Annotated in this window: 25 protein-coding genes; 9 read left to right on the top strand and 16 right to left on the bottom strand. The window is 54.9% G+C overall.

Annotated features, from left to right (window positions below):
- Window positions 1-18 precede the first annotated feature (18 nt).
- The 3 genes from HED65_RS13625 to HED65_RS13615 form a co-directional block, all read right to left on the bottom strand.
- A complete protein-coding gene (locus HED65_RS13625; protein ID WP_114978977.1) occupies window positions 19-990 on the bottom strand; it encodes a glycosyltransferase family protein in 972 nt (323 codons plus the stop codon).
- 8 nt (window positions 991-998) lie between these two features.
- On the bottom strand, window positions 999-1,982 hold the full coding sequence (locus tag HED65_RS13620) for a glycosyltransferase (protein WP_114978976.1): 984 nt from the start codon (window positions 1,980-1,982) through the stop codon (window positions 999-1,001).
- Window positions 1,983-2,127: 145 nt separating this feature from the next.
- Window positions 2,128-3,498, bottom strand: coding sequence for an O-antigen ligase family protein (locus HED65_RS13615; RefSeq protein ID WP_114978975.1), 1,371 nt, complete (start codon window positions 3,496-3,498; stop codon window positions 2,128-2,130).
- Window positions 3,499-3,726: 228 nt separating this feature from the next.
- On the opposite strand from HED65_RS13615, the gene HED65_RS13610 reads away from it, so the two are divergent.
- A complete protein-coding gene (locus tag HED65_RS13610; protein WP_114978974.1) occupies window positions 3,727-4,830 on the top strand; it encodes a glycosyltransferase family 4 protein in 1,104 nt (367 codons plus the stop codon).
- Here HED65_RS13610 and HED65_RS13605 read toward each other — a convergent pair.
- The 5 genes from HED65_RS13605 to rfaD are packed head-to-tail and all read right to left on the bottom strand — an operon-like array spanning window position 4,809 to window position 9,989.
- Window positions 4,809-5,918, bottom strand: coding sequence for a glycosyltransferase family 4 protein (locus tag HED65_RS13605; RefSeq protein ID WP_114978973.1), 1,110 nt, complete (start codon window positions 5,916-5,918; stop codon window positions 4,809-4,811). The two genes, HED65_RS13610 and HED65_RS13605, sit on opposite strands and share 22 nt — an antisense overlap.
- Window positions 5,915-7,018 (bottom strand): putative lipopolysaccharide heptosyltransferase III, encoded by a 1,104-nt coding sequence (gene rfaQ, locus HED65_RS13600; RefSeq protein ID WP_114978972.1) that lies wholly within the window; start codon window positions 7,016-7,018, stop codon window positions 5,915-5,917. Before rfaQ ends, HED65_RS13605 begins: the two co-directional genes overlap by 4 nt.
- Window positions 7,011-7,997: a lipopolysaccharide heptosyltransferase RfaC gene (rfaC, locus tag HED65_RS13595; RefSeq protein WP_114978971.1), complete on the bottom strand. Its 987-nt coding sequence runs from the start codon at window positions 7,995-7,997 to the stop codon at window positions 7,011-7,013. The genes rfaQ and rfaC overlap by 8 nt, the downstream gene beginning before the upstream one ends.
- Before the next feature lie 3 nt (window positions 7,998-8,000).
- Window positions 8,001-9,047: an ADP-heptose--LPS heptosyltransferase RfaF gene (gene rfaF, locus HED65_RS13590; protein WP_114978970.1), complete on the bottom strand. Its 1,047-nt coding sequence runs from the start codon at window positions 9,045-9,047 to the stop codon at window positions 8,001-8,003.
- 9 nt (window positions 9,048-9,056) lie between these two features.
- Entirely contained in the window at window positions 9,057-9,989 is a 933-nt protein-coding gene (rfaD, locus tag HED65_RS13585; RefSeq protein ID WP_114978969.1) for an ADP-glyceromanno-heptose 6-epimerase, read from the bottom strand.
- Window positions 9,990-10,203: 214 nt separating this feature from the next.
- Here rfaD and kbl point away from each other — a divergent pair, with 214 nt between their 5' ends.
- From kbl to HED65_RS13570, 3 genes are all read left to right on the top strand, one after another.
- The gene (gene kbl, locus HED65_RS13580) at window positions 10,204-11,400 is read left to right on the top strand and encodes a glycine C-acetyltransferase (RefSeq protein ID WP_114978968.1); all 1,197 of its coding nucleotides are present in this window, start codon (window positions 10,204-10,206) and stop codon (window positions 11,398-11,400) included.
- A gap of 9 nt (window positions 11,401-11,409) precedes the next feature.
- Entirely contained in the window at window positions 11,410-12,435 is a 1,026-nt protein-coding gene (gene tdh / locus HED65_RS13575; protein WP_028017870.1) for an L-threonine 3-dehydrogenase, read from the top strand.
- A 142-nt stretch (window positions 12,436-12,577) separates the two neighbouring features.
- Window positions 12,578-13,378, top strand: a complete 801-nt coding sequence (locus HED65_RS13570) for a glycosyltransferase family 2 protein (RefSeq protein WP_114978967.1) — start codon at window positions 12,578-12,580, stop codon at window positions 13,376-13,378.
- Window positions 13,379-13,389: 11 nt separating this feature from the next.
- Here HED65_RS13570 and HED65_RS13565 read toward each other — a convergent pair whose 3' ends face one another.
- The 3 genes from HED65_RS13565 to gpmM are packed head-to-tail and all read right to left on the bottom strand — an operon-like array spanning window position 13,390 to window position 17,163.
- Complete coding sequence (locus HED65_RS13565; protein WP_114978966.1) at window positions 13,390-14,322, bottom strand: divergent polysaccharide deacetylase family protein; 933 nt, start codon at window positions 14,320-14,322, stop codon at window positions 13,390-13,392.
- Between the two features lie 3 nt (window positions 14,323-14,325).
- Window positions 14,326-15,585: a murein hydrolase activator EnvC gene (gene envC, locus HED65_RS13560; protein ID WP_262983622.1), complete on the bottom strand. Its 1,260-nt coding sequence runs from the start codon at window positions 15,583-15,585 to the stop codon at window positions 14,326-14,328.
- A gap of 33 nt (window positions 15,586-15,618) precedes the next feature.
- Window positions 15,619-17,163, bottom strand: coding sequence for a 2,3-bisphosphoglycerate-independent phosphoglycerate mutase (gene gpmM, locus HED65_RS13555; RefSeq protein WP_114978964.1), 1,545 nt, complete (start codon window positions 17,161-17,163; stop codon window positions 15,619-15,621).
- Between the two features lie 248 nt (window positions 17,164-17,411).
- On the opposite strand from gpmM, the gene HED65_RS13550 reads away from it, so the two are divergent.
- The 5 genes from HED65_RS13550 (at window position 17,412) to cysE (ending at window position 20,524) form a co-directional block, all read left to right on the top strand.
- Window positions 17,412-17,843 (top strand): rhodanese-like domain-containing protein, encoded by a 432-nt coding sequence (locus HED65_RS13550; protein ID WP_114978963.1) that lies wholly within the window; start codon window positions 17,412-17,414, stop codon window positions 17,841-17,843.
- 11 nt (window positions 17,844-17,854) lie between these two features.
- Complete coding sequence (gene grxC, locus HED65_RS13545) at window positions 17,855-18,106, top strand: glutaredoxin 3 (protein ID WP_114978962.1); 252 nt, start codon at window positions 17,855-17,857, stop codon at window positions 18,104-18,106.
- Window positions 18,107-18,138: 32 nt separating this feature from the next.
- Window positions 18,139-18,606 (top strand): protein-export chaperone SecB, encoded by a 468-nt coding sequence (gene secB, locus HED65_RS13540; RefSeq protein WP_003860835.1) that lies wholly within the window; start codon window positions 18,139-18,141, stop codon window positions 18,604-18,606.
- On the top strand, window positions 18,606-19,625 hold the full coding sequence (gene gpsA, locus HED65_RS13535) for an NAD(P)H-dependent glycerol-3-phosphate dehydrogenase (protein WP_114978961.1): 1,020 nt from the start codon (window positions 18,606-18,608) through the stop codon (window positions 19,623-19,625). Before secB ends, gpsA begins: the two co-directional genes overlap by 1 nt.
- A 77-nt stretch (window positions 19,626-19,702) precedes the next feature.
- Entirely contained in the window at window positions 19,703-20,524 is an 822-nt protein-coding gene (gene cysE / locus HED65_RS13530; RefSeq protein WP_013094922.1) for a serine O-acetyltransferase, read from the top strand.
- Here the strand turns inward: cysE and trmL are convergent.
- From trmL to lldP, 5 genes are all read right to left on the bottom strand, one after another.
- Window positions 20,521-20,994, bottom strand: coding sequence for a tRNA (uridine(34)/cytosine(34)/5-carboxymethylaminomethyluridine(34)-2'-O)-methyltransferase TrmL (gene trmL / locus HED65_RS13525; RefSeq protein ID WP_033147028.1), 474 nt, complete (start codon window positions 20,992-20,994; stop codon window positions 20,521-20,523). The genes cysE and trmL overlap by 4 nt on opposite strands.
- 45 nt (window positions 20,995-21,039) lie before the next feature.
- Window positions 21,040-22,380 carry an MFS transporter gene (locus tag HED65_RS13520; RefSeq protein ID WP_114978960.1) on the bottom strand — a complete coding sequence of 447 codons (1,341 nt, stop codon included), beginning with the start codon at window positions 22,378-22,380 and terminating at the stop codon, window positions 21,040-21,042.
- Between the two features lie 181 nt (window positions 22,381-22,561).
- The gene (lldD, locus tag HED65_RS13515) at window positions 22,562-23,749 is read right to left on the bottom strand and encodes an FMN-dependent L-lactate dehydrogenase LldD (RefSeq protein WP_114978959.1); all 1,188 of its coding nucleotides are present in this window, start codon (window positions 23,747-23,749) and stop codon (window positions 22,562-22,564) included.
- Complete coding sequence (gene lldR, locus HED65_RS13510) at window positions 23,746-24,519, bottom strand: transcriptional regulator LldR (protein WP_114978958.1); 774 nt, start codon at window positions 24,517-24,519, stop codon at window positions 23,746-23,748. The genes lldD and lldR overlap by 4 nt, the downstream gene beginning before the upstream one ends.
- Window positions 24,516-26,171: an L-lactate permease gene (gene lldP, locus HED65_RS13505; RefSeq protein ID WP_114978957.1), complete on the bottom strand. Its 1,656-nt coding sequence runs from the start codon at window positions 26,169-26,171 to the stop codon at window positions 24,516-24,518. The genes lldR and lldP overlap by 4 nt, the downstream gene beginning before the upstream one ends.
- Between the last annotated feature and the right edge of the window lie 263 nt (window positions 26,172-26,434).

Here is a 26,434-nt window from a genome sequence, read left to right as displayed (position 1 = left end):
GGAAGAACTCTATTCCGATCAGAACTTTTTAGTCAGCGGACGAATGGCTTTACCAAAACCAAAGCGCAGTGCGCGAACCACCGTAGGGCGATTATGCAATCCTTTACGCCAGATATCCTCAAACAGGCTGTACCAGCGAGCGGCAACCGCTTCACGTGAGTAAACCTGTAAACGTTTTTCACCCTGTTCCCGCATCTGGCGATACAGTTCAGGTGAGTTTTTCAGCCGCATGATGGCTTCAAAGGCTTCGTCCGGGTTTTTGGCGATCAGATAGTCCAGTTCGCTTTCACGGATAGCGCGGTAGGAAGGTTCATCGTCGCAAACCATCACTGTTTTACCCAGCCAGTTATTAATCAGCTTGCTGGCAGGCTTACGGGCCAGTTTGTGATCGTGTGATTTACGGAAGCTGATGCACACGTCTACATCCTGGTAGTTCGTCCAGTTATCGAACGAAATGCGGAGTTCGATGCCTTGTTCAGCAAGACGTTGCCTGAAATTACCTTCGCGGTATTCGTCGGGGAAGCTGTCCACGCGGCCAAAGAATGCAACAGTTTTGATGACTTCGTCGGTGCGTACGCGAGGCTTTACACCCGGCTGCGGCCAGTAGGGAACGAAAGTACGGTTGCTGTGGTTACCTACTTCTGGGTTTTGATCAACGACAACGTCGGCCCCGATAACCGGTGGACGGTCTGCACGCGCGACAACGGTCACTCCGCGCCAGGGTTTGACGCGAGAACCAAAGTCATCATTATGCATCAGGTTAATGGCATCAGGTCTGCATTCAGAGCCAAATGAACACTCGATATCATCACCGTAGTAGTGTTTCAGGGCCAGCGTGGTCTGGAATGTCCAGCCGCCGCGACCGCCACAGTAAAAACGCTCCGGAATGTCGTCCGGATTGACGCGGTTATCCAGCAAAGTCTGAAAGTCCGCGTAGTTTTTAGCGATGAAATCCGCGCGGGAAACCGCGTGTAGTTTAAATTTGCTCATAATTTCCGTTAACCGAGAATTTTTTTAAGACGGAAGTAGCGACGTCCCAGACGCCACCGTTGGCGGAAGCCGCGTGCATTTCGCCAGATCAGGGTCCAGATACCGCGCTCGAAGAGCTCACGAGTGATCTCCCGTTTTTTGGCCATATCGTCAATGTTGCTAATGCTGTGCAGGATCCCTAAGCCCTCTTTGGCTATTTGCCAGTGGCAGGCCGGGACGCGTTGTACCTGTTCTGGATAGCGCCTGTTGATGGCGTCCAGCATCTCCAGAATCTTCATATAGTGGCGCGAGGAACGCATGCGCGTGTCGTCTGTGCCGGGAGTATGGGAAACAGAGGCGGAGTGAATAAGGTAGTCGTAATAGACCTCATCAATATACTGTACGCGTTTGGCGGTCAGCAGCACTTCCGTTGTCCAGGGGATATCCTGATGGCGCAGTCCGTGTTCGAAGCTAAAACCCTGCTCTTTGATAAAGGCATGTCGGTAGATATTCAGCCAGGTCACGTGCAGGAATTTGCGTGATTCGAGTGCCATCTGTAACCAGGTCGGGCCGTCCAGCACCTCGGTTGACGGAAGTTTATCTGAAGGGAAAATCTTCTTTGACGGACGCCCGTCATCGTAAATATAGGTGCCATTGCAGGTTGCGACATCAAGTTGCCCTGCAAGTGCTATTTCCAGCAAGCGCGGATACATCCCCTCATAGATAACGTCATCAATATCCGGAAACGCAACATATTCGCCCGTCGCCACGGCAAGGCCGGTATTGCGGGCCGCAGAAACCCCGCCATTCGCCTGGTCGATAACCTTAAAATCACTAAATTCACTGGCGTAGCGGGCGATAACCTCAGCAGAACCATCAGTGGATCCATCATTCACAATAATGAGCTCCAGGCTTTGCAGATTCTGTTTCTTAATGCTGTCAAAAAAAGCACTCAGGAAACTTTCGCCATTATAGACGGCGACAACGAGGCTTAATTGAGGCGTTCCAGACATGCTTACTCCGTAATTTAACGCGGTGAGATGCGGCTAACGTGCTTTACAGTAACGTGCGATGGCATTTCGACAGCCCACAGGCCAAAGAGTTCTGATGGATAACGATGCGCCAATGCTTATTACCTTTGGCGCACTGTATACGCAATCAGGGATTTGTTTCTTTCTGTTTAGCGGGGCGTAACGCACACATTCCCACAAGCAACCCAGTTAACAACATATATTGCTCCAGGTAGTGATCTTTCAGGTTGTGGTCGACCATGGTTCGGGAGAAGAAACCAACCGTAAACAGCAGCAGGAACATCCCTACCATCGTGTTGCCATGGCGGAACTCGCGCCAGCCGATATACCAACAGCCTGCCAGCAGAATCAGCCAGCCTGCAATACCCGCTATGCCATTCTGTATACCAAACTCAATCAGGCCATAGTGACTGTGCGGAATGTTAATGCGATTGTCTTGAGTATCGCGACGTAACACATAACGGAATGCCTCTTTGCGTGGGCCCATTCCTGCTGGATGTTCACCTACTAACTTCCAGCCCTGATGGAAGAAACTGGCACGACAACCGTTGGATTTGTCCATTGGACGGCCAAATTCATTCAAAGGGACTTTACCGTTTGGTCTGATATAACAGAAGTTGTCGAATGAGACATTCCAGCCTGTGGTTGCATCCGCTTCGAGGCTTTGCCAGCGAGGATCTGTTTTCCAGGATGTATAACCGAGGAAAAACGATGCTGCAATGATACTGACAAGTATCCCACTCGTTAATAACAGGCGGCTACGACGCATACTATGCAGACTGAGCAGAATAAAGGAGGAAATGAGGCTACCGACAAGACCAATTGTACCCCAGCGGGTGTCCACCAAAGCGGTACACACCAGGTTGCACAGTAGCATAAACGCCAGTATTGGCGTGTTCAGTCGCAAGAAGCGCTGATGCAGCAGTCCGCGTGCTAAAAGTTCAGCGAGCAAGAAGCCAGTGATCATATTGACCTGGAAGCTCATGCGTGTGCGGTTGTAGACAATCCGCGTTTCGCCCCAATGGATCACGCCGTCTCGCCAGTAAAGCCAGGCAGTATCAATCAAATGGATGCAGACGACGCCCCAGAAAAAGAGAACAATTAGCGTGAAGAATCGGGTGGCGGAAAGGGACGGGAAGCGATCCTGTATCACCGGTAATAGCACCAGACCCGCGCAGAACAGCAGTACCGGACGTAACCACTGACCATCCCAGGTCGACACCATTTCTTTAATATCTGGCGCGACAAAAAAGCCATTAATCAGGATAAAGAAAGTTAATGCCCACAGCACAATAAGCACGAACTTAATTTTGTTTAAGTCCAGCGCTTTTCTCACCGCTGAAGAGCTAAAGAAAAGACCGAGTGCTACCACAATATTAGGATAAATCAGACCATTACGATGAAAAGGTAGCTGATCGTTTGGGATTGGCCAGATAAAACATAAAGCCAGTACAGACAGAACTAAAAGACCTGTCAGGATGTTACGAGTATTTGTCATAATTTTGGTACTGGTTAAGGATTTCGGCGTTAATACCGGTTAGTTAACAATGCTATGTGCAAATTCCACTGATATCGAGTGGAATAAAAGCCTGAGAAAATTACCACAGAAGCCATAACTACAGAAGGGCAATGTTTGTAAGCAAGATTAATCCGCCTGTGCATTAGCGTAATATCCACGTATATAATCGGCGGATTGGACAGGTTCCAGCTCAACGACAGGAAATGTATGCATATTGTTCACACTGAAGCAGACGGCGGCAAAGGCGGACAGCCTCTGCGCATTATTAACGAATCGCTCGGGATGATTCAGCGTGGCCATCAGGTGACCCTTCTTTGTCCGGAAACTGCACCGCTGCATACGCTGGCGCGTGATGCTGGATTGACGGTTGTCACGATGCCGTTGAAGCGTAAGAACCTTAAAAACCTGCAGTTACTTCGTCGCTGGCTGAAGGATAACCGCCAGTCTATTGATGTCATCAATAGCCATAACTCTGCCGATACCTGGCTGGTGGCGCTGGCGAATCTGACGCTCTCTAATCCTGTGCCGCTGGTGCGTACCCGCCATGCTTCAGGCGTACCGCGTAATAATTGGACGACGCGCTGGCTGTTTCGAACGGCCTGCGCACATATCGTGACAACCGGTGAAGCGCTGCGCCATCAGGTGGCGAATATTGGTGTTCCGATGTCACAGAGTACGTCGGTGCCAAGCGGTGTCGATACGCAGCGTTTCCGTCCGGGAGATAAGCACGAAGCCCGTGCGCATTGTGGTTTGTCGCAGGATGATTTCTGGCTGGGTGTGGTGTCGCATCTGCGTCCGAACAAAGGTCATAGCGTGCTGCTGCGTGCCCTGGCGAAAATCGACAATCTGCAGATTAAGCTGGCGATTGTCGGTGAAGGTCCGCATAAAGCGACGCTGGAACAGGAAATTGTCGCGTTGGGATTACAGCAGCGTGTAGTGATGGCGGGACATCAGAGTGACCCGGAGAGTTGGTTCCCGGCGTTTGATATTGCGCTGAGTCCTTCACACGATATGGAAGGTGTACCCCAGGGTGTCCTGCAATCGCTGGCATCTCGCATTGCCACCATCGCGACCGATGCCGGCGGAACGGGTGATGCGGTGATTGATGGTCAGACCGGGATCCTGGTCGCACAGCGTGATGAGAACGCACTGCACGATGCCATTGTGAAGCTGTATGACGACGCGGCCCTTCGCGAGAAGCTGGCGCAACAGGGTTATGATTACCTGAGCACCCACTTTACTCGCGATTGTATGCTGGACGCGATGGAGAAAGTCTTCTCTGAAGCGGCTCAGCGCAGCAGATCGCGATAAAGCGCCTGTAGCTCTTTTGCCATTCTGTCCAGGGTGTAGGGTTCAGCTGTAGCGCGCGCAGCCGCTGAATAATCAACACCCTGGTCACGGCCTTTCAGCCAGTGGGCGATAGCCTGCTGGTAGCCTTCACTGTCGAGCGCATCGCGCACCCAGCCGTTCTGTCCTTCAGTTATCCACTCTGCCGCGCCGCAGCCGTGGCTGGTGAGCAGCGGCAGACCGCAAGCCAGCGCTTCCACGCAGACATTCGGGAATGGATCGTAGAGCGTCGGCAGGATCAGTGCGTCCGCCGTGCCATACACTTCACGCACGTTAGCAACCGGTCCCAGGAACTTCACTCGCGAAGAAACCCCCAGCGTCTGTGCCAGCTTTTCGAATTTGCGCGCGTGTTTATCTCGTCCGGCGATCAGTAGCCAAACGTCAGGATGAGGCACGATGGCACGCAGCGCGGTCGCAACACCTTTACGGCTGAAACCGGACCCGACATAGGCCAGCACCGGTGCGGTGTGTGGGATCCCCAGCACATCACGTTGCGAAAGTGTGCGTACGTCAGGGCTAAACTGGGCGGTGTCGACACCGTTATAGATAACCGTTAGCTTGTCATCCGTCAGCGCGAAGCGGCGGGCAATGTCATCGCGCACCATCTTTGAGTTACAGATCACCTTGCGCAGTTGCGGATGGGTAAACATCTGCGCTTCCGCCTGCAAAATATAGCGATGGTAACGGCTGAATGACTGCGCCCAGCGCGCCAGTGGCGACAGAATGCGGCCATACTGCTCAAGCCAGGTGGCGTGTACGCCGTCGCCTGCGCGGAAAATAGTTGCCCCGGGAATACGCTCATGACTTTGCACAATATCGAACTGAGCAAAATGCGAGGCCGCTTCCACCGCAAACCCGGATTCACGGGCGATACGGTTACGAAACGGCGGATTTACCGTCAGCGTTTTCCAGCCTGACGCATCTTCCCACTGGCGAGCAATCAACGTGACATCCAGGGTGGTGTCCTGGGCCAGCACGTTTAAGGCGCGGGAAACGAAACGCTCCGCGCCGCCGTTGGGGTTGTAGGTCTGTCGGACGATCGCCAGCTTCATGCAGGATATTCCAGCAGCAGGGTATCAATCGCGCTCAGCACCTGTTGCGGGGTAATGGCGGTGATGCAGTCGGAAACGCCTCCGTCACCGCAGCCCGCCTTACCGCAAGGCTGACAGGTAAATCCGGCGGTGATCACGCGGTAATTTACCCCCCACGGCGCCCACTTGATTGCCCCGGTTGGGCCAAAGATAGCCACGGTCGGGGTACCCACGGCACTCGCGAGGTGCATCGGCATGGAGTCAACGCCGAAGTAAATACGCGCGTGCTTCATCAGTGCGCCGAGCTCTTTCAGGTTCAGCTGTCCGCTTAAATCAAACACCGGCTGGGTAAGCGCAGCGCGCAGTTCATCCATATACGCGGTTTCTTCTTTCGACGGGGCTGCTGAGAGAATGATTGGCAGACCGCGAGCTGCCAGGTTATCGATTGTCGCCGCCAGCTTTTTGATATCCCAGGCCTTAAACATCCAGCGCGACGTCGGGTGCACCAGAATGTAGGATTTACTCTTCAGACCAAACCCGGCCAGTTTCTCAGCGACGGAGGTTTCCGCCGCATCGCCCGGTACAAACAGAGTATGTTTGTCTTCAGCAGACTGCGGGTGGATCCCGATCCGGCGCAGAGCGTCCAGGTTCACTTCCACCATATGACGGCTGTTATCCTGAATCGCCGGGTAGAGCGTGGTGAAGGATTTCACCCAGCGACGACGTGCCAGGCCACTGCGTTTATCCGGCTTAAAGCCGACGGAGACGCGCGGCTTCAGTCGACGCGCCAGACGCGCGCCATGCCAGTGTTCGGTCAGGTTAATCAGCACATCGTACTGACGCCCTTTCAGCGTATTGACCAGGGCGCGATACAGACGGAATTGCTCGAACCAGCCCTTTTTGCGCCAGTTGCGACCAATGGTATGTACCTGATCGATATGAGGATGGCTGGTCAGCATCGCCTGCGTGTCGTCGTAGACCAGCGCGTCGACTTCAACGTTCGGCCAGTTCTTTTTCAGCACGGTAAAGACCGGTGAGGTAAGCAGCACGTCACCGTGGTGACGCAGTTTAATGATCAGCACGCGCTTTGGTGGGCGCTCCGCCGAGAAAAAATCAGACATAGGCTCTCTCTGCTGCCAGCAAAGGCTCTAATTGCGCAAATACCGCAGCGGCACTGAGGTCGCTCAGCTGCGATGAATGTTCCGGGCGGCAGATATATTGATTTTTTCCGTAGCCGCCGATAAGGCCCGGGTCCGTTGGGCCATAAAGCGTAATATTAGGTCTATCCAGCGCGGCCGTCAGGTGGCTCAGGCCAGTATCAACCGATACCACTGCCGTAGCCCCCGCCAGCTCTTGTGCCACGCCATCGAGCTTCATGCGTGGCAAGACGTCCACGTAATCAAACCCTTCCGCCAGGCGTCTGGCGCGTGCTTCTTCATGCGGTGCCCCCCACGGCAGTTTGATGCGCAAACCTGCGTTGCCCAGTAAACCAATCAGCTCACGCCAGTGGGTTTCCGGCCAGTGTTTGTCATCCCGGGTAGTGGCATGGAGGAAAATCAGATAAGGCGCGTTAATTTGCCGTGAATTGTGAAGAAAGTGCTGTGAAATGGCGTAATCGCCCTGCATTTCAGGTTTTGTATAGCCCAGGCTTTTGGCAAACAGTTCACGGGTGCGTTCCACCGCGTGCTGCTGCTTTGCGATAGCGTGGCGACGGTTATAGAACAGGCTCGCCAGCGGTTCACGGGCGCTGTGCCAGTCCATGCCGTGCTTTACACCGTGTGCCAGTCGTGTTACCAGCGCGGCGCTTTTGACCAGCCCTTGTGCATCAATGATCGCGTCATAATGCTGAGCCTGCACAGCCTCGCGAAATACCTTGCGTTCGGCTTTGATCGGCGCGGAAAACCAGGCTTTGCGCCAGCGGCGGATCGCTACCGGGATCACGCGGTCGACCGCTTCATGCCAGGTGGGGATCTGCGCGAAGCCTTCTTCCACCACCCAGTCAAAACGAATGCCGGGAATGGCCTGCATGGCGTCCGTAAGGGACGGCAGCGTATGCAGAACATCGCCCATCGAAGAGGTTTTAACGATCAATACCCGCATCCGTTATCCTTCTTCGCTCAACAGCAGTTCGTTAAGCTCTTCCAGCACGCGTTGTGGCGTGATGTCGATCAGGCTCTGGTGATAGCCTTCCGCTGCATCGCCTTTACGCACTTTGTGATAGCCGGTAATCAGACGAATAACGCGCGCTTTATTCGAGAGTGGCGGTGTGAAGTCCGGGCTGCTTGGGCCATACAGGGCAACCAATGGGCGATTGAGCGCTGCGGCGACGTGCATCAGACCGGAATCGTTAGTGACCACGGCTTTACAGGCGGCAATCAGGATAACAGCCTGTTCAAGCTGAGTTTCTCCGGCCAGATTACGACACCAGGCCTGTTGTTCAGTGCTGAGCGCGGCGAGGATTTCGTTACCTGCTTCGTGATCTTTTGCCGAACCGAACAGGACAATTTGATAGCCTTCGTCAATCAGCTGTTTTGCCAGTTCTGCGTAGTGATAGTGCGGCCAGCGTTTTGCCGGACCGAATTCTGCGCCAGGACAGAAGCCGATCATCGGACGTTCAGACGAGATGCCAAAGGCGTTGCAGGTCTGGGATTTTTCACCGTCATTAACCTGTAACTGTGGCCACAGCAGTGGTTGCGGCAGGTCTTTCGCACTGCGCATCACGCCTTTGTCGTAGGCCAGTGCCACATAGCGCTCCACCATCAGTGGCCAGGCCTCTTTATCCAGCACCCGGGCGTCGTTCAGCAGACCGTAACGCATTTCACCGCGCCAGCCGGTGCGATGAGGCACACCAGCAAAGAAGGGCACCAGGGCAGATTTGAAGGAGTTGGGCAGCACGTAAGCGCGATCGTAGCGCTTGTCGCGCAGGCTATGGCCGAGCTTGCGGCGTTCGCCGATTTCCAGCGCCCCGTGGCCGAGCGGCATCGGGATCGCCTCGTTAACTTCCGGCATACGCGATAACAACGGACGGCACCATGCAGGTGCCATCACGTCGATTATCGCCTGGGGATAGCGCGCCTTGAGCGTGCGATAGAGACTTTGCGACATCATCATGTCGCCCACCCATGACGGGCCGATCACCAGTATCTTCATGCTTGTTTCTTACGCGTCGCGGTTCAGCCAGACCATATATTCCGTTACGCCTTCGGCAACGGTCTTGAACGGCTTGTCGTAGCCTGCTGCGCGCAGGTTAGTCAGATCAGCCTGAGTGAACGCCTGATAGCGGCCTTTCAGTTTTTCCGGGAACGGAATGTACTCAATGCTGCCTTTTTTGTGATACGCCAGGGTCGCGTCTGCAACAGCCTGGAAGGATTCCGCACGGCCCGTACCCAGGTTAAAGATGCCGGACACGCCGTTTTCGAGGAACCACAGGTTCACCGCAGCAACATCGCCAACATAAACGAAGTCACGCTTGAAGCCGTCGCTGCCTTCAAACAGTTTTGGACTTTCGCCATTATTCAACTGGGTGTTCAGGTGGAACGCCACGCTCGCCATGCTGCCTTTGTGCCCTTCGCGCGGCCCGTAGACGTTGAAGTAGCGGAAGCCCACAATCTGGGAGTTCGCTTCAGGCAGAACCTGACGAACGTATTCGTCGAACAAGAACTTAGAGTAACCGTAGACGTTCAGCGGCTGCTCATATTCGCGGGATTCGATGAAGTCTGACGTGCGACCACCGTAGGTTGCTGCAGAAGAGGCATACAGGAACGGAATTTCACGCTCCAGGCAGTAATGCAGGATCTCTTTAGAGTACTGATAGTTGTTGTCCATCATGTACTTGCCGTCCCACTCGGTGGTGGAAGAGCATGCACCTTCGTGGAAGATAGCTTCGATTTCGCCGAACTCTTCACCTGCCATAATCTGGATAAGGAAGTCTTCTTTATCCATATAGTCAGCGATGTTCAGATCCACCAGGTTGACGAACTTGGTGCCATCTTTCAGGTTGTCAACCACCAGGATGTCGGTGATGCCTTTGTCGTTGAGAGCCTTAACAATATTGCTGCCGATAAAGCCTGCGCCGCCGGTAACGATGATCATAACTGTACCTTTGAAGTGTGGGGCCCGGGGACAATCCCGGACGCTAATGTGCCTATCATATCATTAGTATGGCTGCCCTTCAGCCATTCACCGACATAGCGCAAGGGTACACGTGATTTATGCTGCAAAAACGAGAAGAGATAATGTGTCATCTCGTCATGAACTATAGGTTTGGGTAATATGTCCCGAAATTTGCCGAGTCTGGAGAATTGCAATGCGTGGTGATTTTTACAAACAGTTAAATAGCGACCTCGAAACTGCACGTGCAGAAGGGTTGTTCAAGGAAGAGCGTATTATCACGTCTGCTCAGCAGGCGGACATCACCGTTGCCGATGGCAGCCATGTGATCAACTTTTGTGCGAATAACTACTTAGGTCTTGCGAATCACCCTGAGCTGATTGCCGCTGCGAAAAACGGCATGGACACCCACGGTTTCGGTATGGCCTCCGTGCGCTTTATCTGCGGCACACAGGATAGCCACAAGCAGCTTGAGAAAAAGCTGGCGAGCTTCCTCGGAATGGAAGACGCCATTCTGTACTCCTCCTGCTTTGACGCCAACGGCGGTCTGTTTGAGACCCTGCTCGGCGCAGAAGATGCGATTATCTCCGACGCCCTGAACCACGCATCCATCATCGACGGCGTTCGTCTGTGCAAAGCGAAGCGTTTCCGTTATGCCAACAACGACATGGTTGAGCTGGAAGCGCGCCTGAAAGAGGCGCGTGAAGCAGGGGCTCGCCACGTGCTGATCGCCACCGACGGCGTGTTCTCCATGGACGGCGTGATTGCCAACCTGAAAGGCGTGTGCGATCTGGCGGATAAATACGATGCGCTGGTGATGGTTGATGATTCTCACGCGGTCGGTTTTGTCGGCGAAAATGGCCGTGGTTCTCACGAATACTGCGACGTGATGGGTCGCGTGGACATCATCACCGGTACGCTCGGTAAAGCTCTGGGCGGCGCATCTGGCGGCTATACCGCTGCGCGCAAAGAGGTGGTTGAGTGGCTGCGTCAGCGCTCCCGTCCGTATCTGTTCTCCAACTCCCTGGCACCAGCCATTGTTTCTGCCTCCATCAAAGTGCTGGAGATGGTGGAATCAGGCGCTGCGCTGCGCGACCGTCTGTGGTCTAACGCCCGTCTGTTCCGTGAAAAAATGAGTGCCGCAGGCTTTACCCTGGCCGGTGCTGACCACGCGATCATCCCGGTCATGCTGGGCGATGCGGTCATCGCGCAAAACTTTGCCCGTGAACTGCAAAAAGAAGGGATTTACGTCACCGGGTTCTTCTTCCCGGTGGTGCCAAAAGGTCAGGCGCGTATCCGCACCCAGATGTCTGCGGCGCATACGCCTGAACAAATTGAACGTGCGGTGGAAGCCTTTACCCGCATCGGAAAACAGCTGGGCGTAATTGCCTGAGGACGTGTGATGAAAGCGTTATCCAAACTGAAAGCGGAAGAAGGGATTTGGATGACCGACGTGCCGGAGCCGGAAGTCGGTCATAACGATCTGCTGATCAAAATTCGTAAAACGGCTATCTGCGGTACTGACGTTCACATCTACAACTGGGACCAGTGGTCGCAGAAAACCATTCCGGTACCGATGGTGGTTGGCCACGAATATGTTGGCGAAGTGGTCGGTATCGGCCAGGAAGTAAAAGGTTTCAAAATTGGCGACCGCGTCTCCGGTGAAGGTCATATTACCTGCGGTCACTGCCGTAACTGCCGCGGTGGGCGTACGCACCTGTGCCGTAATACCATTGGCGTGGGCGTAAACCGTCCGGGCTGCTTCGCGGAATACCTGGTGATCCCGGCATTTAACGCGTTCAAAATCCCGGACAACATTTCTGACGATCTGGCCTCTATCTTCGACCCGTTCGGCAATGCGGTACACACGGCGCTCTCCTTCGACCTGGTCGGTGAAGATGTGCTGGTGTCCGGCGCAGGCCCAATCGGGATTATGGCGGCAGCGGTGGCGAAGCACGTTGGTGCGCGTAATGTCGTGATTACCGACGTGAATGAGTACCGTCTGTCACTGGCACGCAAAATGGGCGTGACCCGCGCGGTGGATGTTTCTAAAGAGAGCCTGAGCGACGTAATGGAAGAGCTGGGCATGACCGAAGGCTTCGACGTAGGCCTGGAGATGTCCGGTGCGCCACCGGCGTTTCGTACCATGCTGGATACCATGAACCACGGCGGTCGTATCGCCATGCTGGGTATTCCACCGTCAGACATGTCTATCGACTGGAACAAGGTAATCTTCAAAGGCCTGTTCATCAAAGGCATCTATGGCCGTGAAATGTTTGAGACCTGGTACAAGATGGCTGCACTGATCCAGTCTGGCTTGGATCTGTCGCCAATTATCACTCATCGTTTCTCCATTGATGAATTCCAGCAGGGCTTTGACGCAATGCGTTCAGGCCAGTCCGGGAAAGTTATCCTGAGCTGGGATTAACAGAGAAAGCGCCTCCGGGCGCTTTTTTTACGACCTCTTCACGTTTCTTACATCCGCAATCAGATTATTTCGATTTTTCCTTCGCTTTTTTACCCGCACACTTATAAAGTTTGTTGATTATCCGTTTAAGTTTACAGTGCCTATGTTCAAGCTCACCGTTTGTTTATTGACCTGTAATTCTGCTCGTTTACTGCGCGAGGTTATTCCTCCACTGTTAACGGTGGCAGATGAAATTGTTGTTGTGGACTCCGGCAGCACAGACACCACACTGGAAATATGTCGCGAGTATGGGCTTTCAATCCACCATCACCTCTATGCAATGCACGGCGCGCAGATGAATTATGCCATTGATCTGGCTAGTAATGACTGGGTGTTGTGTATGGACAGTGATGAGATCCTGGACGCGGAAACGGTCGACTTTATTTTGGCGCTGAAAGCGGGGGATGAACCTTCCGCCGATCACGCCTGGCGTATCGCCCGATACTGGCATGTTCTGGGTGAAGAGGTGCGTACCATTTACCCGGTCTCCTCTCCCGATTTCCCGGTACGGCTGTTTAATCGTACTAAGGCTCGCTTTAACCAGCGTCCGGTGGATGACAAAGTTGAGGGCAAGATTATTGCAGTAAAAATGCCGGGGCGGGTGCGTCACGACACGTTTTACAACCTGCATGAAGTGTTCAACAAGCTGAACAGTTACACCACCCGTCTGGTGAAATATCAGCCTGCCCGTCCCTCTATCGGGCGCGGCATCATCAGCGCGATCGGGGCTTTCTTCAAATGGTATCTGTTTAGCGGCGCCTGGCGTCAGGGTAAAGTCGGCGTGGTGACAGGACTCTATGCCACCGCTTACAGCTTTTTGAAGTACTTCAAATCCTGGTACCAGCATCAGGAGAAAAAAGAGCCCGTAGCGAAAGAGCAGACGGACTCTCAGATTGCGAAATAAGTATCAGGATGTCAGGATTTCTTACCCCAACCCTGCCACTGATGTTGGAAATATTGCACCAGCGTACTCTGGCTCACGCTTTCACCAATGACAGAGAAGAACCGGGTCGCATAAACCGGTTCAGGCGGTTGCTTCGGTACACAGCGCTTCACGCCGCGGAACGGATTACGCGGAGCTGTTGGGGCGGGTTGCCCAGAATTCGGTGTAGAGGTGTCCACCTGCGGTTCATTCAGCAGGTCACTCGGACGCACCAGCGTGATGTCAGACGGTAATGTCGGCAGCATCTGTTGCAGGACACGGACGGTAGACGGATGTGGGTGACCGATAGCAATAGCTGAGCCATTACGTCTGGCCAACTGCACGGCACGATTGAACTGTACGCGAATGTCCGCTTCATTTTGCGTATCATCCAGGAATACCTTGCGCTTAATCACCTTCACACCCGTTCCCTGAGCGGCGCGCATCGCCTGGCTGTTGCCAATCGTCATGCTATCGAGGAAGTAGAGATTGTAGCGCTCCAGCGCCTGCATCACCTTGAGCATCCCATACAGGCTCGATGTCATCGCGCTGCCCATGTGGTTGTTCAGCCCTACGGCATACGGCACTTTGTTGTATGCGTCGCGGATGATGCGCTCGATCTCATCGCTGCTCATATCCGGGCGCAGGGTATCTTTTTCCAGTGGCTGCTTGCTGAGCGGTGCCATCGGCAGGTGGATGAGAACCTGATGTCCGCTGTTATGGGCCTTGGTTGCCATTTCGCGCGCGTGCGGTGCATTGGGGAGGACGGCAACAGAGATGGCTGACGGCATGGCCAGCACCTGGTTTTCAGTTTGCGGACGATAACCGAAGTCATCAATCACTATGGCGAGTTTACCGGCGTATACCGGTGCGACCAGCGCCAGTACGCTGGCGACGGAGAGAACAATTCGACGAAATTGAAGCAAAACTTATCTTCCCAACCACGGCTGTGGATTGACCGCCTGACCCTGGCGACGAATTTCGAAATAGAGTGACGGGCGGCCCTGACCGCCACTACTGCCCACAAGGGCGATGGGTTGGCCGGCGCGCACCTGAGTGCCGACGCTGACCAGCGCGCTCTGGTTGTAGCCGTAAAGACTCATATCACCTTTACCGTGTTCGACCACTACCACCAGCCCGTAACCCTGCAGCCAGTCAGCCAGGATCACGCGGCCATCGGCGATGGCTTTCACTTCACTACCTTCAGACGCACCGATAACTATCCCTTTCCAACGTAGCTCACCCTGCAGTTGTTCGCCATAACGATGCAGAATTGAACCGCGTACGGGCCAGAATGCCTGACCGCGAGGAGAGCCTAAACCACCGGTTCGCGACATCAGGGAACGTTCGCTTTCGCTTGGTTTGTAGGTTGTCCCTTTGCGGGACGCTTCCTGCTGTTTGTCGCGAACGGCCTGAGCCTCACGGGCCTCTTTGTCGGCACGTGCTTTCGCTGCGGCTTCTGCACGGGCGATGCTGTTGCGCAGTTTTGATTCGTTGGCACGCATTTCGCTCAGCTGGCTCTGTCCTTCCTGAATGGAGGATTCCAGGCCGGAAAGGGTTTTCTTACGCTCGTTACGTGCCTGCTCGAGTTTTGCCTGCTGGGCCTGCTGATCGTAGAGCAGCGTCTGCTGCTGGCTCTGTTTCTCTTCCAGCTCGGCTTTTTGTGTGGTGACCTCTTCGCGCGTCTGTTTCAGTTGCGCGATAGTCTCCTGACGCGCCTGGTTCAGATAGCCAAAGTAAGCCTGCAGGCGCTGACCACGCTGGCTCTCTTCACCGCTGAGGATCAGCTGAAGGCCGGTGTGCTCACCCTGGCGGAATGCGGCATCAAGCTGCGCCGCAAGGTTACGTTCCTGCGCATCACGCTGACGTTCCAGTTTGGCAATCGACGCGTTCATCTCGTCGATCTGTTTATTCAACTGGGCGAGGGTGTTTTGTGTTTCACGGAGTTTACGTGCGGCAGCGGAGATCGCTTCTTCCTGCTGCTTAAGCTGAGCAAGCAGCGACGCGCGTTGCTGTTGTTGCTGACGTACCGCACGCTCTTTAGCGGCGATATCGGCCTGAATAGATTTGAGTTGGTCCCGGTCATCCGCGTGGGCGGATGCGGCGCACAGCAATACGCCAGCGCTGAGTGCGCTGGCGTAAAGCAGAGGTCTGACTGATAACCTAAGCGGCTTCACGACCCATGTGATTGAAAAAATCGCCTTTCCCCTCATGGGGAGCGATTATTCCACGATGAACAGCGGCTTACCAGTCATCTCTTCAGGGATCGGCATACCCATCAGCGACAACATGGTTGTCGCGATGTCAGAAAGCTTGCCGCCTTCCACTGCTTTCAGAGCTTTATCACCGACATAAATCAGTGGAACAGGCAGGTTGGTATGGGCAGTGTGTGCCTGGCCGGTTGCCGGGTCACGCATCTGTTCAGCGTTACCGTGGTCAGCGGTGATCAGGAGCTGACCGCCAACAGATTCAACAGCTTTCGCGACCTGATCAACACAATGATCCAGCGCTTCAACAGCTTTTACCGCCGCTTCCATGACCCCGGTATGGCCAACCATGTCGCCATTCGGGTAGTTACAGATGATGGTGTCGTACTTGCCGCTCTCGATAGCCGCAACCAGTTTCTCGGTCAGTTCCGCAGAGCTCATTTCTGGCTGCAGATCGTAGGTGGCGACTTTCGGCGAGTTGATCAGAATACGGTCTTCGCCTTTGAATGGCTCTTCCACACCGCCGTTGAAGAAGAAGGTCACGTGTGCGTATTTTTCAGTTTCGGAGATACGCAGCTGCGTTTTGTCGTTCTTCGCCATCCACTCACCAAAAGTATTGGCCAGCGAGGCTGGTGGATATGCGCATGGGGCTTTGATGTCTGCCGCGTATTCAGTCAGCTGGATGAAATCGAGGTTTACCACTTTCTTACGGGCAAAACCGTCGAAATCGCTGTTAACGAACGCACGGGTGATTTCACGCGCACGGTCAGCACGGAAGTTCATGAAGATCAGCGCGTCGCCATCTTCCATGGCGGCATCAGCCTGGCCTTCAGCACGAATGACGGTCGCTTTCACGAATTCGTCGTTTTCATCACGCGCGTAAGCAGCTTCCAGACCCTCAACAGCGGTGGCGAACTGGAATTCACCTTTCGCCAGGGTCATCAGGTCATAGGCCTGTTCAACGCGATCCCAGCGATTGTCGCGGTCCATCGCGTAGTAACGACCAATAATGGATGCCACGCGGCCTTTGCCTAATGCGGCAAATTTGTCTTCGAAGGCTTTCAGCGAACCTTCCGCGCTGCGTGGTGGCGTATCGCGACCATCCAGGAAAGCATGCAGATAGATTTTTTCCGCACCGCGCTCAGCGGCCAGTTCAACCATCGCCATGATGTGATCTTCGTGGCTGTGAACGCCGCCAGCAGAAAGCAGGCCCATGATGTGAACGGCTTTACCTGCGGCCACGGCTTTATCTACCGCGCCAGACAGAACAGGGTTGGAGAAGAAGGTGCGTTCTTTGATTTCAACGTCCAGGCGGGTCAGATCCTGATACACGATACGGCCCGCGCCCAGGTTAACGTGACCCACTTCGGAGTTACCCATCTGGCGATCCGGCAGACCGACTTCCAGGCCGGATGCATCAATCAGGGTATGGGGACGTTTTGCCCACAGTGCATCCATGACCGGGGTTTTGGCGTTGAAAATGGCGTTATCCTGTTGATCTTCACGGTAGCCATAGCCATCCAGAATCACCAGTACCATAGGTTTTTTAGAAACCGACATTGCGACAACCTCATGCTCAAGAGACAAAAAATTTGCGTAATTTTACTACAGCTGAATCGATCAAATAGCCGCAGAAGATCAAAGAATGCGTAGGGGCAAGGCGCTTCTCTGATCATTTTGAGGCTTTTTTTTCGTGGCATGCCGCAGAAAATGGATTAGCTTAATGTCGCTGGCTGTATTTGCCACAACGCACAGGTATACTCCTGTCCTGGTTTTTTTAATCACTTAGTCGGGAGTTGTTACCCCCCATGCAAGAAATTATGCAATTTGTTAGCCGCCACCCGGTTCTGAGCATCGCGTGGATTGGTCTGCTGGCCGCTGTGCTGTTCACCACCTTTAAAGGGCTGACGTCTAAAATTAAGGTGATCACCCGTGGTGAAGCCACGCGCCTGATCAACAAAGAAGACGCTGTGGTTGTCGATCTCCGTCAGCGTGACGATTTCCGCAAAGGCCACATCGCAGGTTCTATCAACCTGCTGCCTGCTGAAATTAAAGCGAATAACGTTGGTGAGCTGGATAAGCATAAAGCCCAGCCAATTATCGTCGTGGATGGTACTGGCATGCAGGCGCAGGAATCGGCTAACGCACTGCACAAAGCAGGTTTCGAAAACGTAACGGTACTGAAAGAAGGCATTTCCGGCTGGAGCGGGGAAAACCTTCCTTTGGTTCGCGGTAAATAAGGAGTTCAGTGATGGCCAATATTGAGATCTACACCAAAGCAACCTGTCCGTTCTGCCATCGTGCGAAAGCACTGCTTAACAGCAAAGGCGTCACGTTCCAGGAAATGCCTATCGACGGTGACGCGACTAAACGCGAAGAGATGATTCAACGTAGTGGTCGCACGACGGTTCCGCAGATTTTTATTGATGCGCAGCACATTGGCGGCTGTGATGACTTGTATGCGCTCGACGCACGTGGTGGACTCGATCCCCTGCTGCGCTAAGAGACTTTAGGACAATTAAAAAGGGTTTTTCCATGTCAGAACAAAACAACACCGAAATGACTTTCCAGATCCAGCGCATCTACACCAAGGATGTCTCTTTCGAAGCGCCAAATGCGCCACACGTTTTCCAGAAAGATTGGCAGCCAGAGGTTAAACTTGATCTGGATACCGCATCCACCCAACTGGCGGATGATGTGTATGAAGTCGTACTGCGTGTGACTGTTACCGCTTCTCTGGGCGAAGAAACGGCTTTCCTGTGTGAAGTTCAGCAGGGCGGCATCTTCTCCATCGGCGGCATTGAAGGCAACCAGATGGCGCATTGCCTGGGTGCATACTGCCCGAACATCCTGTTCCCGTATGCGCGTGAATGCATCACCAGCCTGGTTTCTCGCGGTACATTCCCGCAACTGAACCTTGCGCCAGTAAACTTTGATGCGCTGTTCATGAACTATCTGCAGCAGCAAGCTGGCGAAGGTGCTGAACAACATCAGGATGCCTGATGAGCACTGTTAATGCGTCAATGACTGTGATCGGTGCCGGCTCATACGGCACCGCTCTTGCCATCACACTGGCAAGAAATGGTCACGATGTGGTTCTGTGGGGCCACGATCCAAAACATATCGCGACGTTGCAACACGACCGCTGCAACGTGGCGTTTCTCCCTGACGTTCCGTTCCCTGACACCCTACACCTGGAAAGCGATCTTGCGACCGCGCTGGCAGCCAGCCGCAACATTCTGATTGTGGTACCAAGCCATGTATTTGGCGAAGTGCTGCGCCAGATCAAGCCGCTGATGCGTCCGGATGCACGTATTGTATGGGCGACGAAAGGACTGGAAGCTGAAACCGGACGTCTGCTGCAGGATGTCGCCCGCGAAGCGTTGGGCGATACCATCCCGCTGGCCGTCATTTCCGGGCCGACCTTTGCCAAAGAGCTGGCCGCTGGCCTGCCAACGGCGATTTCGCTGGCTTCAACCGATCAGGCTTTTTCTGACGATCTTCAGCACCTGCTGCACTGTGGCAAGAGCTTCCGCGTCTACAGCAACCCCGATTTTATCGGTGTGCAACTGGGTGGTGCGGTGAAGAACGTGATTGCGATTGGTGCCGGGATGTCCGACGGCATTGGTTTTGGCGCCAACGCACGTACGGCGTTGATCACCCGTGGTTTGACAGAAATGTCCCGTCTGGGAGCGGCACTGGGTGCCGATCCGGCGACCTTTATGGGGATGGCTGGCCTGGGTGACCTGGTGCTGACCTGTACCGACAACCAGTCGCGTAACCGCCGCTTTGGCATGATGCTCGGACAGGGCAGCGATGTAAAAGGCGCGCAGGAGAAGATTGGTCAGGTGGTTGAAGGCTACCGCAATACCAAAGAAGTTCGCGAACTGGCGCATCGGTTTGGCGTTGAAATGCCAATAACCGAGGAAATTTATCAGGTATTGTATTGCGGAAAAAATGCGCGCGAGGCAGCATTGACCTTATTAGGTCGTGCGCGCAAGGACGAGCGCAGCAGCAACTAGTCGCAGGGAACTGTTGTCACCTCAACGATACGGCCAGCAAAGACTGGCCGATCGTACTATTACGTCTGGAGTAAGCAATGCCGTGTGAAGAACTGGATATCGTCTGGAACAATATTAAAGCCGAAGCCCGGGCGTTGGCCGACTGTGAGCCTATGCTGGCCAGTTTCTACCACGCGACGCTACTCAAGCACGAAAACCTCGGCAGCGCCCTGAGCTATATGCTTGCCAACAAACTGGCTTCCTCAATTATGCCTGCCATCGCCATACGCGAAGTGGTGGAAGAGGCCTACGCCGCAGACCCGGAAATGATCGCCTCTGCCGCCTGTGATATCCAGGCCGTGCGCACGCGTGACCCGGCAGTCGATAAATACTCTACGCCGCTGCTGTACCTGAAAGGTTTCCATGCGCTTCAGGCCTACCGTATTGGCCACTGGCTGTGGAAAGAAGGCCGCCGTGCGCTGGCTATCTTCCTGCAAAACCAGGTGTCCGTAACCTTTCAGGTCGACATCCACCCGGCGGCGAAAATTGGCCGCGGGATCATGCTCGACCACGCCACCGGCATTGTTGTCGGGGAAACGGCAGTGATTGAAGATGACGTGTCTATTCTGCAATCGGTCACGCTGGGTGGTACGGGAAAAACCAGCGGCGATCGTCATCCGAAGATCCGTGAAGGGGTGATGATTGGCGCAGGCGCCAAGATCCTCGGGAATATCGAAGTGGGGCGCGGGGCGAAGATTGGTGCGGGTTCAGTCGTACTTCAACCTGTTCCGCCACACACCACCGCCGCTGGCGTACCGGCACGTATTGTCGGCAAGCCAGACAGCGATAAACCGTCAATGGATATGGATCAGCACTTCAATGGTATCCACCATACCTTTGAGTATGGCGACGGTATTTAACTTCTGAGAATGGCGCCCGGGTATCCCAACTGGCGCCATGCTTCATACACAACCACTGATACCGCATTCGACAGGTTCATGCTGCGGCTGTCGGGCATCATTGGAATCCGGATTTTCTGCTCAGCGGGCAGGGCATCCAGGATTGTTGCGGGCAGACCACGGGTTTCCGGGCCAAACATCAGATAGTCACCTGCCTGATAGCTCACGGCGCTATGCGCTGGCGTGCCTTTGGTAGTCAGGGCGAACATGCGCTGCGGCTTTTCGGCTTCCAGAAACGCGGCGTAATCATGATGGCGCACCACGGCAGTAAATTCATGATAATCGAGCCCCGCACGCCGCAGACGTTTGTCGTCCCACGTAAAGCCCATTGGCTCAATGATATGCAGTCGAAAACCGGTGTTTGCGCACAAGCGGATGATATTGCCGGTATTCGGCGGGATTTCTGGTTCGAATAAAACGATGTTAAGCATGATGCCCCCTTAATTGCGGGGGCAGAATAGCAGAAAAGAGAGGAACTACGCGACGCCGGGTTCCTGCGAGCGGCTATACAGCATTTTGTAGACGGTTGCCGCAGCGGCCACCAGGGCAGGCACGCTGAGGATCATTAAAATACTGTCTGCCTGCCACTGCATGGAAAGAAGCTGGGCGCTGGTCATGGTTCCCGCCACCCCGCCAAAGCGGCCGATCCCCTGCATCCAGGCGATGCCCGTCGCGCGGCACTCGGTAGGGTAAAAGGTAGCGGCCAGGGTTTGCATGCCCGATTGCGCGCCGTTCATCGCGATCCCCATCAGGAAAATCAACCCGCCAAACAGGGCGATATGGTTATGCTCAAGGCCGAGTAGCAGGATCAGTCCCATTGTCAGGACAAATCCCCCTGCGACCACCTTGTGCGCTTCCCAGCGGTCCATCATCCAGCCCGCGAGCAGAATGCCTGCGGTACCACCGAAGGTGAACAGCGAGGTGAGCCAGGCGGATTCCGCCAGAGCATAACCCATCCCCTGCATCAGCGTTGGCATCCAGCTCAGCAGGACGTAGTAAATGACCAGCCCCATAAAGTAGGTCACCCACAGCATCAGGGTGCCGGGCAGCCAGGGCATAGCAAACAGTTGCGCCACGCTCCCTTTTTTAGCGACCACCTTTTCTTCCGCCAGGAAAAAGCCCGTGACGCTATCCAGCGTGCTGCGTGCAAACCGGCTGGCGATGCGGCGGACCTGCATGACGTCTTTCCCGCGTTGTACCAAAAACTTCACAGACTCAGGTAAAAGCAGTGCCAGAAGCAGCGTTAAAATCAGTGGAGCAATTGCGCCGGTCAGCAGCACGCTTCTCCAGCCGTGGTGGGGGATAAGCCATGAAGAGATCGCACCACCGCCTGCCGCACCCAGAGGGAAGCCACAGTACATGGTGTTAATCGCCATTGCGCGGCACCGCTGAGGGGCAAACTCGGAGATCAGCGTAATGGCGTTAGGCATTGCAGCACCGAGCCCCAGGCCTGTAAGAAAGCGCCACAGCGTAAGGGTGTTCAGGCTTTGCGCCCAGGCCGTTCCCAGGCTTGCAAGACCGAAGAACAGGCACGAAAAGACCAACACACGCTTGCGTCCCATCCGGTCCGATACCGGACCAGCGATCAGCGCACCCAACGAAAGCCCCAGTAGCGCTGCGCTTAGCACCGGCCCCAGATCCTGTTTGTGTATCCCCCATTCTGCCGATAACGTAGGAGCGATGTAACCCATCGCCGCTGTATCAAAACCATCGATCGCCAGAACCAGAAAACCCAGCACGATAAGAAGCCAGTGAAACCCTGAAAAGGGACTCTCATCGATCACCTGCTGAATGTCCACCTTACCTGAATACGTCATACGCTCCCCTCTGATTAGATGTTGTTTTTGTGTTCTTGTATTTGCTTGTCTATACAATTGCGCGGAGCAGGTTGATGTCAAATTTTCTTATCTAATATGTTATCTGGATGTTATTTTCGGTATAAAAAAGCGCCCGAGGGGGAATCGGGCGCGTGAAAAAGAGGTGTTAACGGGGGAAGACTCAGGCTGCGTTTCCCTGAGCAAGGGGAGCCAGCGTCGCCGATAATTTATTAAACTCCTGCACCAGAGAATCTCTGCTGATTTCACCGATCGTTTTCGCGCCGGTCAGCGTCATCGCCACCTTCATCTCTTTTTCGATCAGGTTAAGCAGGTTTGCCACGCCGGCCTGGCCAGCCGTCGCCAGGGCATACAGATACGCACGCCCCAGCAGTACGCTGTCAGCGCCCAGCGCGATCATACGCACCACGTCCAGCCCGCTGCGGATACCGCTGTCGGCCAGGATAGCGATGTCGCCTTTCACTGCATCGGCAATCGCAGGCAGGGCTCGTGCGGAAGAGAGCACACCGTCAAGCTGGCGTCCGCCGTGGTTAGAAACCACAATCCCGTCTGCGCCAAAGCGTACCGCGTCACGGGCATCTTCCGGGTCGAGGATCCCTTTGATCACCATCGGGCCGTCCCAGAATTCGCGGATCCACTCCAGGTCTTTCCAGGAGATGGACGGGTCGAAGTTATTCGCCAGCCAGCCGATGTAATCTTCCAGTCCGGTAGGTTTACCCAGGTAAGCCGAGATGTTTCCCAGATCGTGTGGACGTCCGTTCAGACCGACATCCCAGGCCCATTGCGGATGCGTCACCGCCTGCCAGTAACGGCGCAGGGCGGCATTCGGGCCGCTCATGCCTGAGTGAGCATCACGGTAGCGTGCGCCGGGGGTTGGCATATCAACGGTAAAGACCAGCGTTGAGCAACCCGCCGCTTTGGCGCGCTCCAGCGCGTTACGCATAAACCCGCGATCGCGCAGAACGTACAGCTGGAACCACATCGGGCGCTTAATGGTTGGGGCGACTTCTTCTATCGGGCAGACGGAAACGGTGGATAGCGTAAACGGAATACCTTTGGCATCTGCCGCTGCGGCCGCCTGTACTTCGCCACGACGAGCGTACATGCCGCACAGGCCAACGGGGGCGAGCGCGACAGGCATTGAGAGCGTTTCATTGAACAATTTCGTCTCAAGGCTCAGGTCAGACATATTCTTCAGCACGCGCTGGCGCAGAGCCACTTCCGACAAGTCTTCCACGTTACGACGCAGGGTGTGCTCGGCATAGGCCCCGCCGTCGATATAGTGAAACAGGAATGGTGGCAAAATGCGCTGCGCCGCGGCGCGATAGTCACTGGCTGCTGAAATAATCATGCTTTGTTCTCCCTGGAAATATCACTGTCGCCAGGCAGACGGGTAATGCGCGCCTGTCGGGCCTGATCTTCATCGAATCGTTTAATGGTGGTGTGTACGAAGCCCAGATGCGCCATCATCGCTTTTCGCGCGGCCTCGGCATCACCGGCCAGAATGGCGTTGAGCACCGCCTCATGTTGTTCGGTTAGCTGGGCAAACACTGGCGGGACCAGATACATACGCTGGCGGCTCTGCTTCACGGAGGATTGCAGCAGGTCGAAGAAACCGCGCATGGTCTGCAGCAGAACTACGTTGTGTGATGCCTCGGCAATCGCCAGGTGAAAACGCACGTCCGCCTGGGAGGCGATATCCGGGTTGCTGCTTTGCGTGGCCTCAAAACAGGCTTTTAGCTTCTCTTTGTCGGCTTCGGTTGCCCGCATGGCTGCATGCCAGGCGGTACTGGTTTCGATGGCGTGACGCGCTTCAAGGATGTCGAAGCTGTAGTCCGGATCGTTCTCCATCAGCGTTTTCAGCGGCTGAACGATGTTTTGCTCAGACCAGTCATCATGCTGCCAGCGGACAAACGTGCCACCACCACGGCGGCTCACCAGTACCCCTTCGCTGACCAGTGTCGCCAGTGCTTCACGCAGCGAATTACGTGATACACCTAGCTGGGCGGCGAGCTGGCGTTCGGCGGGCAATTTCATGCCCGCTTCCAGCTGTTGTTCTTCAATCAGCGCCCGCACGCGAGAGGCGATCTCGTCGGACAGGCGTCTGGGCATCACTATCATGGAATCATCCAGGTTAAGACATAGGCCTGCAGGGTGGTGATCACCCCGACCATGCAGGTGAATATCAAGCTGTGTTTCACGGTAAAGCGGAACAGGTCCGACTCTTTACCGACCAGTCCCACCGCCGCACAGGCAATGGCGATGGATTGTGGGGAGATCATTTTCCCGGTCACGCCACCAGTGGTGTTAGCCGCCACCAGAAGGACGTCTGACACGCCAATCTGTTGGGCCGCCGTCGCCTGCAGAGCAGCAAACAGGGCGTTAGACGAGGTATCTGAACCGGTCAGGAACACCCCTAACCAGCCGAGGAACGGCGAGAAGAAGGTAAATGCGTGGCTGGTATGCGCCAGCGCCAGAGCCAGCGTTGATGACAAACCGGAATAGTTTGAGATAAACGCGAACGCCAGCACCATGCCGATGGAGTAAATCGGCAGCATCAATTCTTTAATGGTCGCCGCAAAGGTCTGTACTGCAGCGACAGGCTTCATGCGCAGCCAGACAACAGAAAGGATAGCGGCAAACAGAATCGCCGTACCGGTCGCGGAGAACCAGTCGAATTTGTACACCGCGGCATACGGCGTTGCGGCGTGGACCACTGGCGGCATACGGGCGACCATCTTGTCGAGGAACGGTACGGAGATGTTAATCACCATGTCGTACAGCGCGCCACCCGGGGCAAACAGGGCTTTGAAAGGTGGGATGCTCCACAGCGTGACCGTTGCAGTCAGGAACAGGAACGGCGACCAGGCGCGGATCACCTGTCCTGCCGTATAGCCTGTACGCGCCAGGGTTTGATCAACCTGCGAGGCACCCATATCGGCAAAACGGAAAATACGTACCGGCTGCCAGCGTTTCAGGAACAGCGTCAGACAAACCAGCGAAACCAGCGAAGAGATAATGTCCGGCAGTTCAGGGCCGAGGAAGTTGGAGCTGAGATACTGGGCGATGGCGAACGAACCACCCGCCACCATCACCGCAGGCCAGGTCTCCTTCACTCCACGCCAGCCGTCCATAATCGCCATGATCCAGAACAGCACGATAATGGTCAGGAACGGTAACTGGCGGCCAACCATCTGGCCAATCTCAAAGCTATCCAGCCCGGTCACCTGTCCGGCCACCAGAATCGGAATGCCCATCGCGCCAAACGCAACCGGCGCGGTGTTCACAATCAGGCACAGGCCCGCAGCATACAGCGGGTTAAAGCCCAGACCGACCAGCAGCGCGGCGGTGATTGCCACCGGTGCGCCAAAACCTGCTGCCCCTTCCAGGAACGCCCCAAAGGAGAAGCCGACAATCAGCATCTGCAGGCGCTGGTCAGGGGTAATGGAGAGAATCGACGAACGGATGATGTCGAACTGTCCGGTTTTCACCGAGATTTTATAGACAAAGACCGCGGCGATGATGATCCACGCAATCGGCCACAGGCCATAGAAGAAACCGTAGACCACAGAGGCCAGCGCACGGTCGACAGGCATTTTGTAGAACAACAATGCCACCATCAGCGCAATGGCAACGGTGATGGTTGCGGCAAGGTAGCCCTTCAACTTGAGCTTAATCAGCGCAAAGAAGAAGAACAGGATCGGAAGCGATGCGATCAGGCTCGACAGCCAGATATTTCCGGCCGGGTCGTAGTTTTGTTGCCAGAGGCTCATGCAGGTCTCCTGGGGACCAGACAGCCTGTGCTGCGGGTGAGTCTCCGCTCATCTCTGCATCACAGTCTGTGTAAAAGTGGTCCTGCCAATGTTGTGTTGTAGGGGTAATGACAACAAATGGTTAACCAGATGTTATGAGCTGGCAATGGTTTTGTGAGCAGAAATAATGGATTTGTGAAGCGGGGAAGAAAGAAAAGGGGGATTGGTTGGGCCAATTTGAGTGGGGTAAGGTCTGTTGCCCTCACCCCAGTCCTCTCCCAACG

This window comes from Pantoea sp. LS15, assembly GCF_012241585.1.
Classification (GTDB): Bacteria; Pseudomonadota; Gammaproteobacteria; order Enterobacterales; family Enterobacteriaceae; genus Enterobacter.
This window is presented reverse-complemented; position numbering and strand designations above follow the sequence as displayed.

Bases quoted from the DNA above. Each gene is read 5' to 3' on its own strand.
- HED65_RS13610 (WP_114978974.1), top strand. From the start codon at position 3,727: ATGCATATTGTTCACACTGAAGCAGACGGCGGCAAAGGCGGACAGCCT.
- lldR (WP_114978958.1), bottom strand. From the start codon at position 24,519: ATGATAGTGATGCCCAGACGCCTGTCCGACGAGATCGCCTCTCGCGTG.
- lldP (WP_114978957.1), bottom strand. From the start codon at position 26,171: ATGAGCCTCTGGCAACAAAACTACGACCCGGCCGGAAATATCTGGCTG.
- HED65_RS13625 (WP_114978977.1), bottom strand. From the start codon at position 990: ATGAGCAAATTTAAACTACACGCGGTTTCCCGCGCGGATTTCATCGCT.
- lldD (WP_114978959.1), bottom strand. From the start codon at position 23,749: ATGATTATTTCAGCAGCCAGTGACTATCGCGCCGCGGCGCAGCGCATT.
- HED65_RS13605 (WP_114978973.1), bottom strand. From the start codon at position 5,918: ATGAAGCTGGCGATCGTCCGACAGACCTACAACCCCAACGGCGGCGCG.
- trmL (WP_033147028.1), bottom strand. From the start codon at position 20,994: ATGCTTAACATCGTTTTATTCGAACCAGAAATCCCGCCGAATACCGGC.
- HED65_RS13520 (WP_114978960.1), bottom strand. From the start codon at position 22,380: ATGACGTATTCAGGTAAGGTGGACATTCAGCAGGTGATCGATGAGAGT.
- secB (WP_003860835.1), top strand. From the start codon at position 18,139: ATGTCAGAACAAAACAACACCGAAATGACTTTCCAGATCCAGCGCATC.
- HED65_RS13620 (WP_114978976.1), bottom strand. From the start codon at position 1,982: ATGTCTGGAACGCCTCAATTAAGCCTCGTTGTCGCCGTCTATAATGGC.
- HED65_RS13570 (WP_114978967.1), top strand. From the start codon at position 12,578: ATGTTCAAGCTCACCGTTTGTTTATTGACCTGTAATTCTGCTCGTTTA.
- rfaF (WP_114978970.1), bottom strand. From the start codon at position 9,047: ATGAAGATACTGGTGATCGGCCCGTCATGGGTGGGCGACATGATGATG.
- kbl (WP_114978968.1), top strand. From the start codon at position 10,204: ATGCGTGGTGATTTTTACAAACAGTTAAATAGCGACCTCGAAACTGCA.
- HED65_RS13615 (WP_114978975.1), bottom strand. From the start codon at position 3,498: ATGACAAATACTCGTAACATCCTGACAGGTCTTTTAGTTCTGTCTGTA.
- rfaQ (WP_114978972.1), bottom strand. From the start codon at position 7,018: ATGTCTGATTTTTTCTCGGCGGAGCGCCCACCAAAGCGCGTGCTGATC.
- rfaC (WP_114978971.1), bottom strand. From the start codon at position 7,997: ATGCGGGTATTGATCGTTAAAACCTCTTCGATGGGCGATGTTCTGCAT.
- gpsA (WP_114978961.1), top strand. From the start codon at position 18,606: ATGAGCACTGTTAATGCGTCAATGACTGTGATCGGTGCCGGCTCATAC.
- HED65_RS13550 (WP_114978963.1), top strand. From the start codon at position 17,412: ATGCAAGAAATTATGCAATTTGTTAGCCGCCACCCGGTTCTGAGCATC.
- cysE (WP_013094922.1), top strand. From the start codon at position 19,703: ATGCCGTGTGAAGAACTGGATATCGTCTGGAACAATATTAAAGCCGAA.
- grxC (WP_114978962.1), top strand. From the start codon at position 17,855: ATGGCCAATATTGAGATCTACACCAAAGCAACCTGTCCGTTCTGCCAT.
- gpmM (WP_114978964.1), bottom strand. From the start codon at position 17,163: ATGTCGGTTTCTAAAAAACCTATGGTACTGGTGATTCTGGATGGCTAT.
- tdh (WP_028017870.1), top strand. From the start codon at position 11,410: ATGAAAGCGTTATCCAAACTGAAAGCGGAAGAAGGGATTTGGATGACC.
- rfaD (WP_114978969.1), bottom strand. From the start codon at position 9,989: ATGATCATCGTTACCGGCGGCGCAGGCTTTATCGGCAGCAATATTGTT.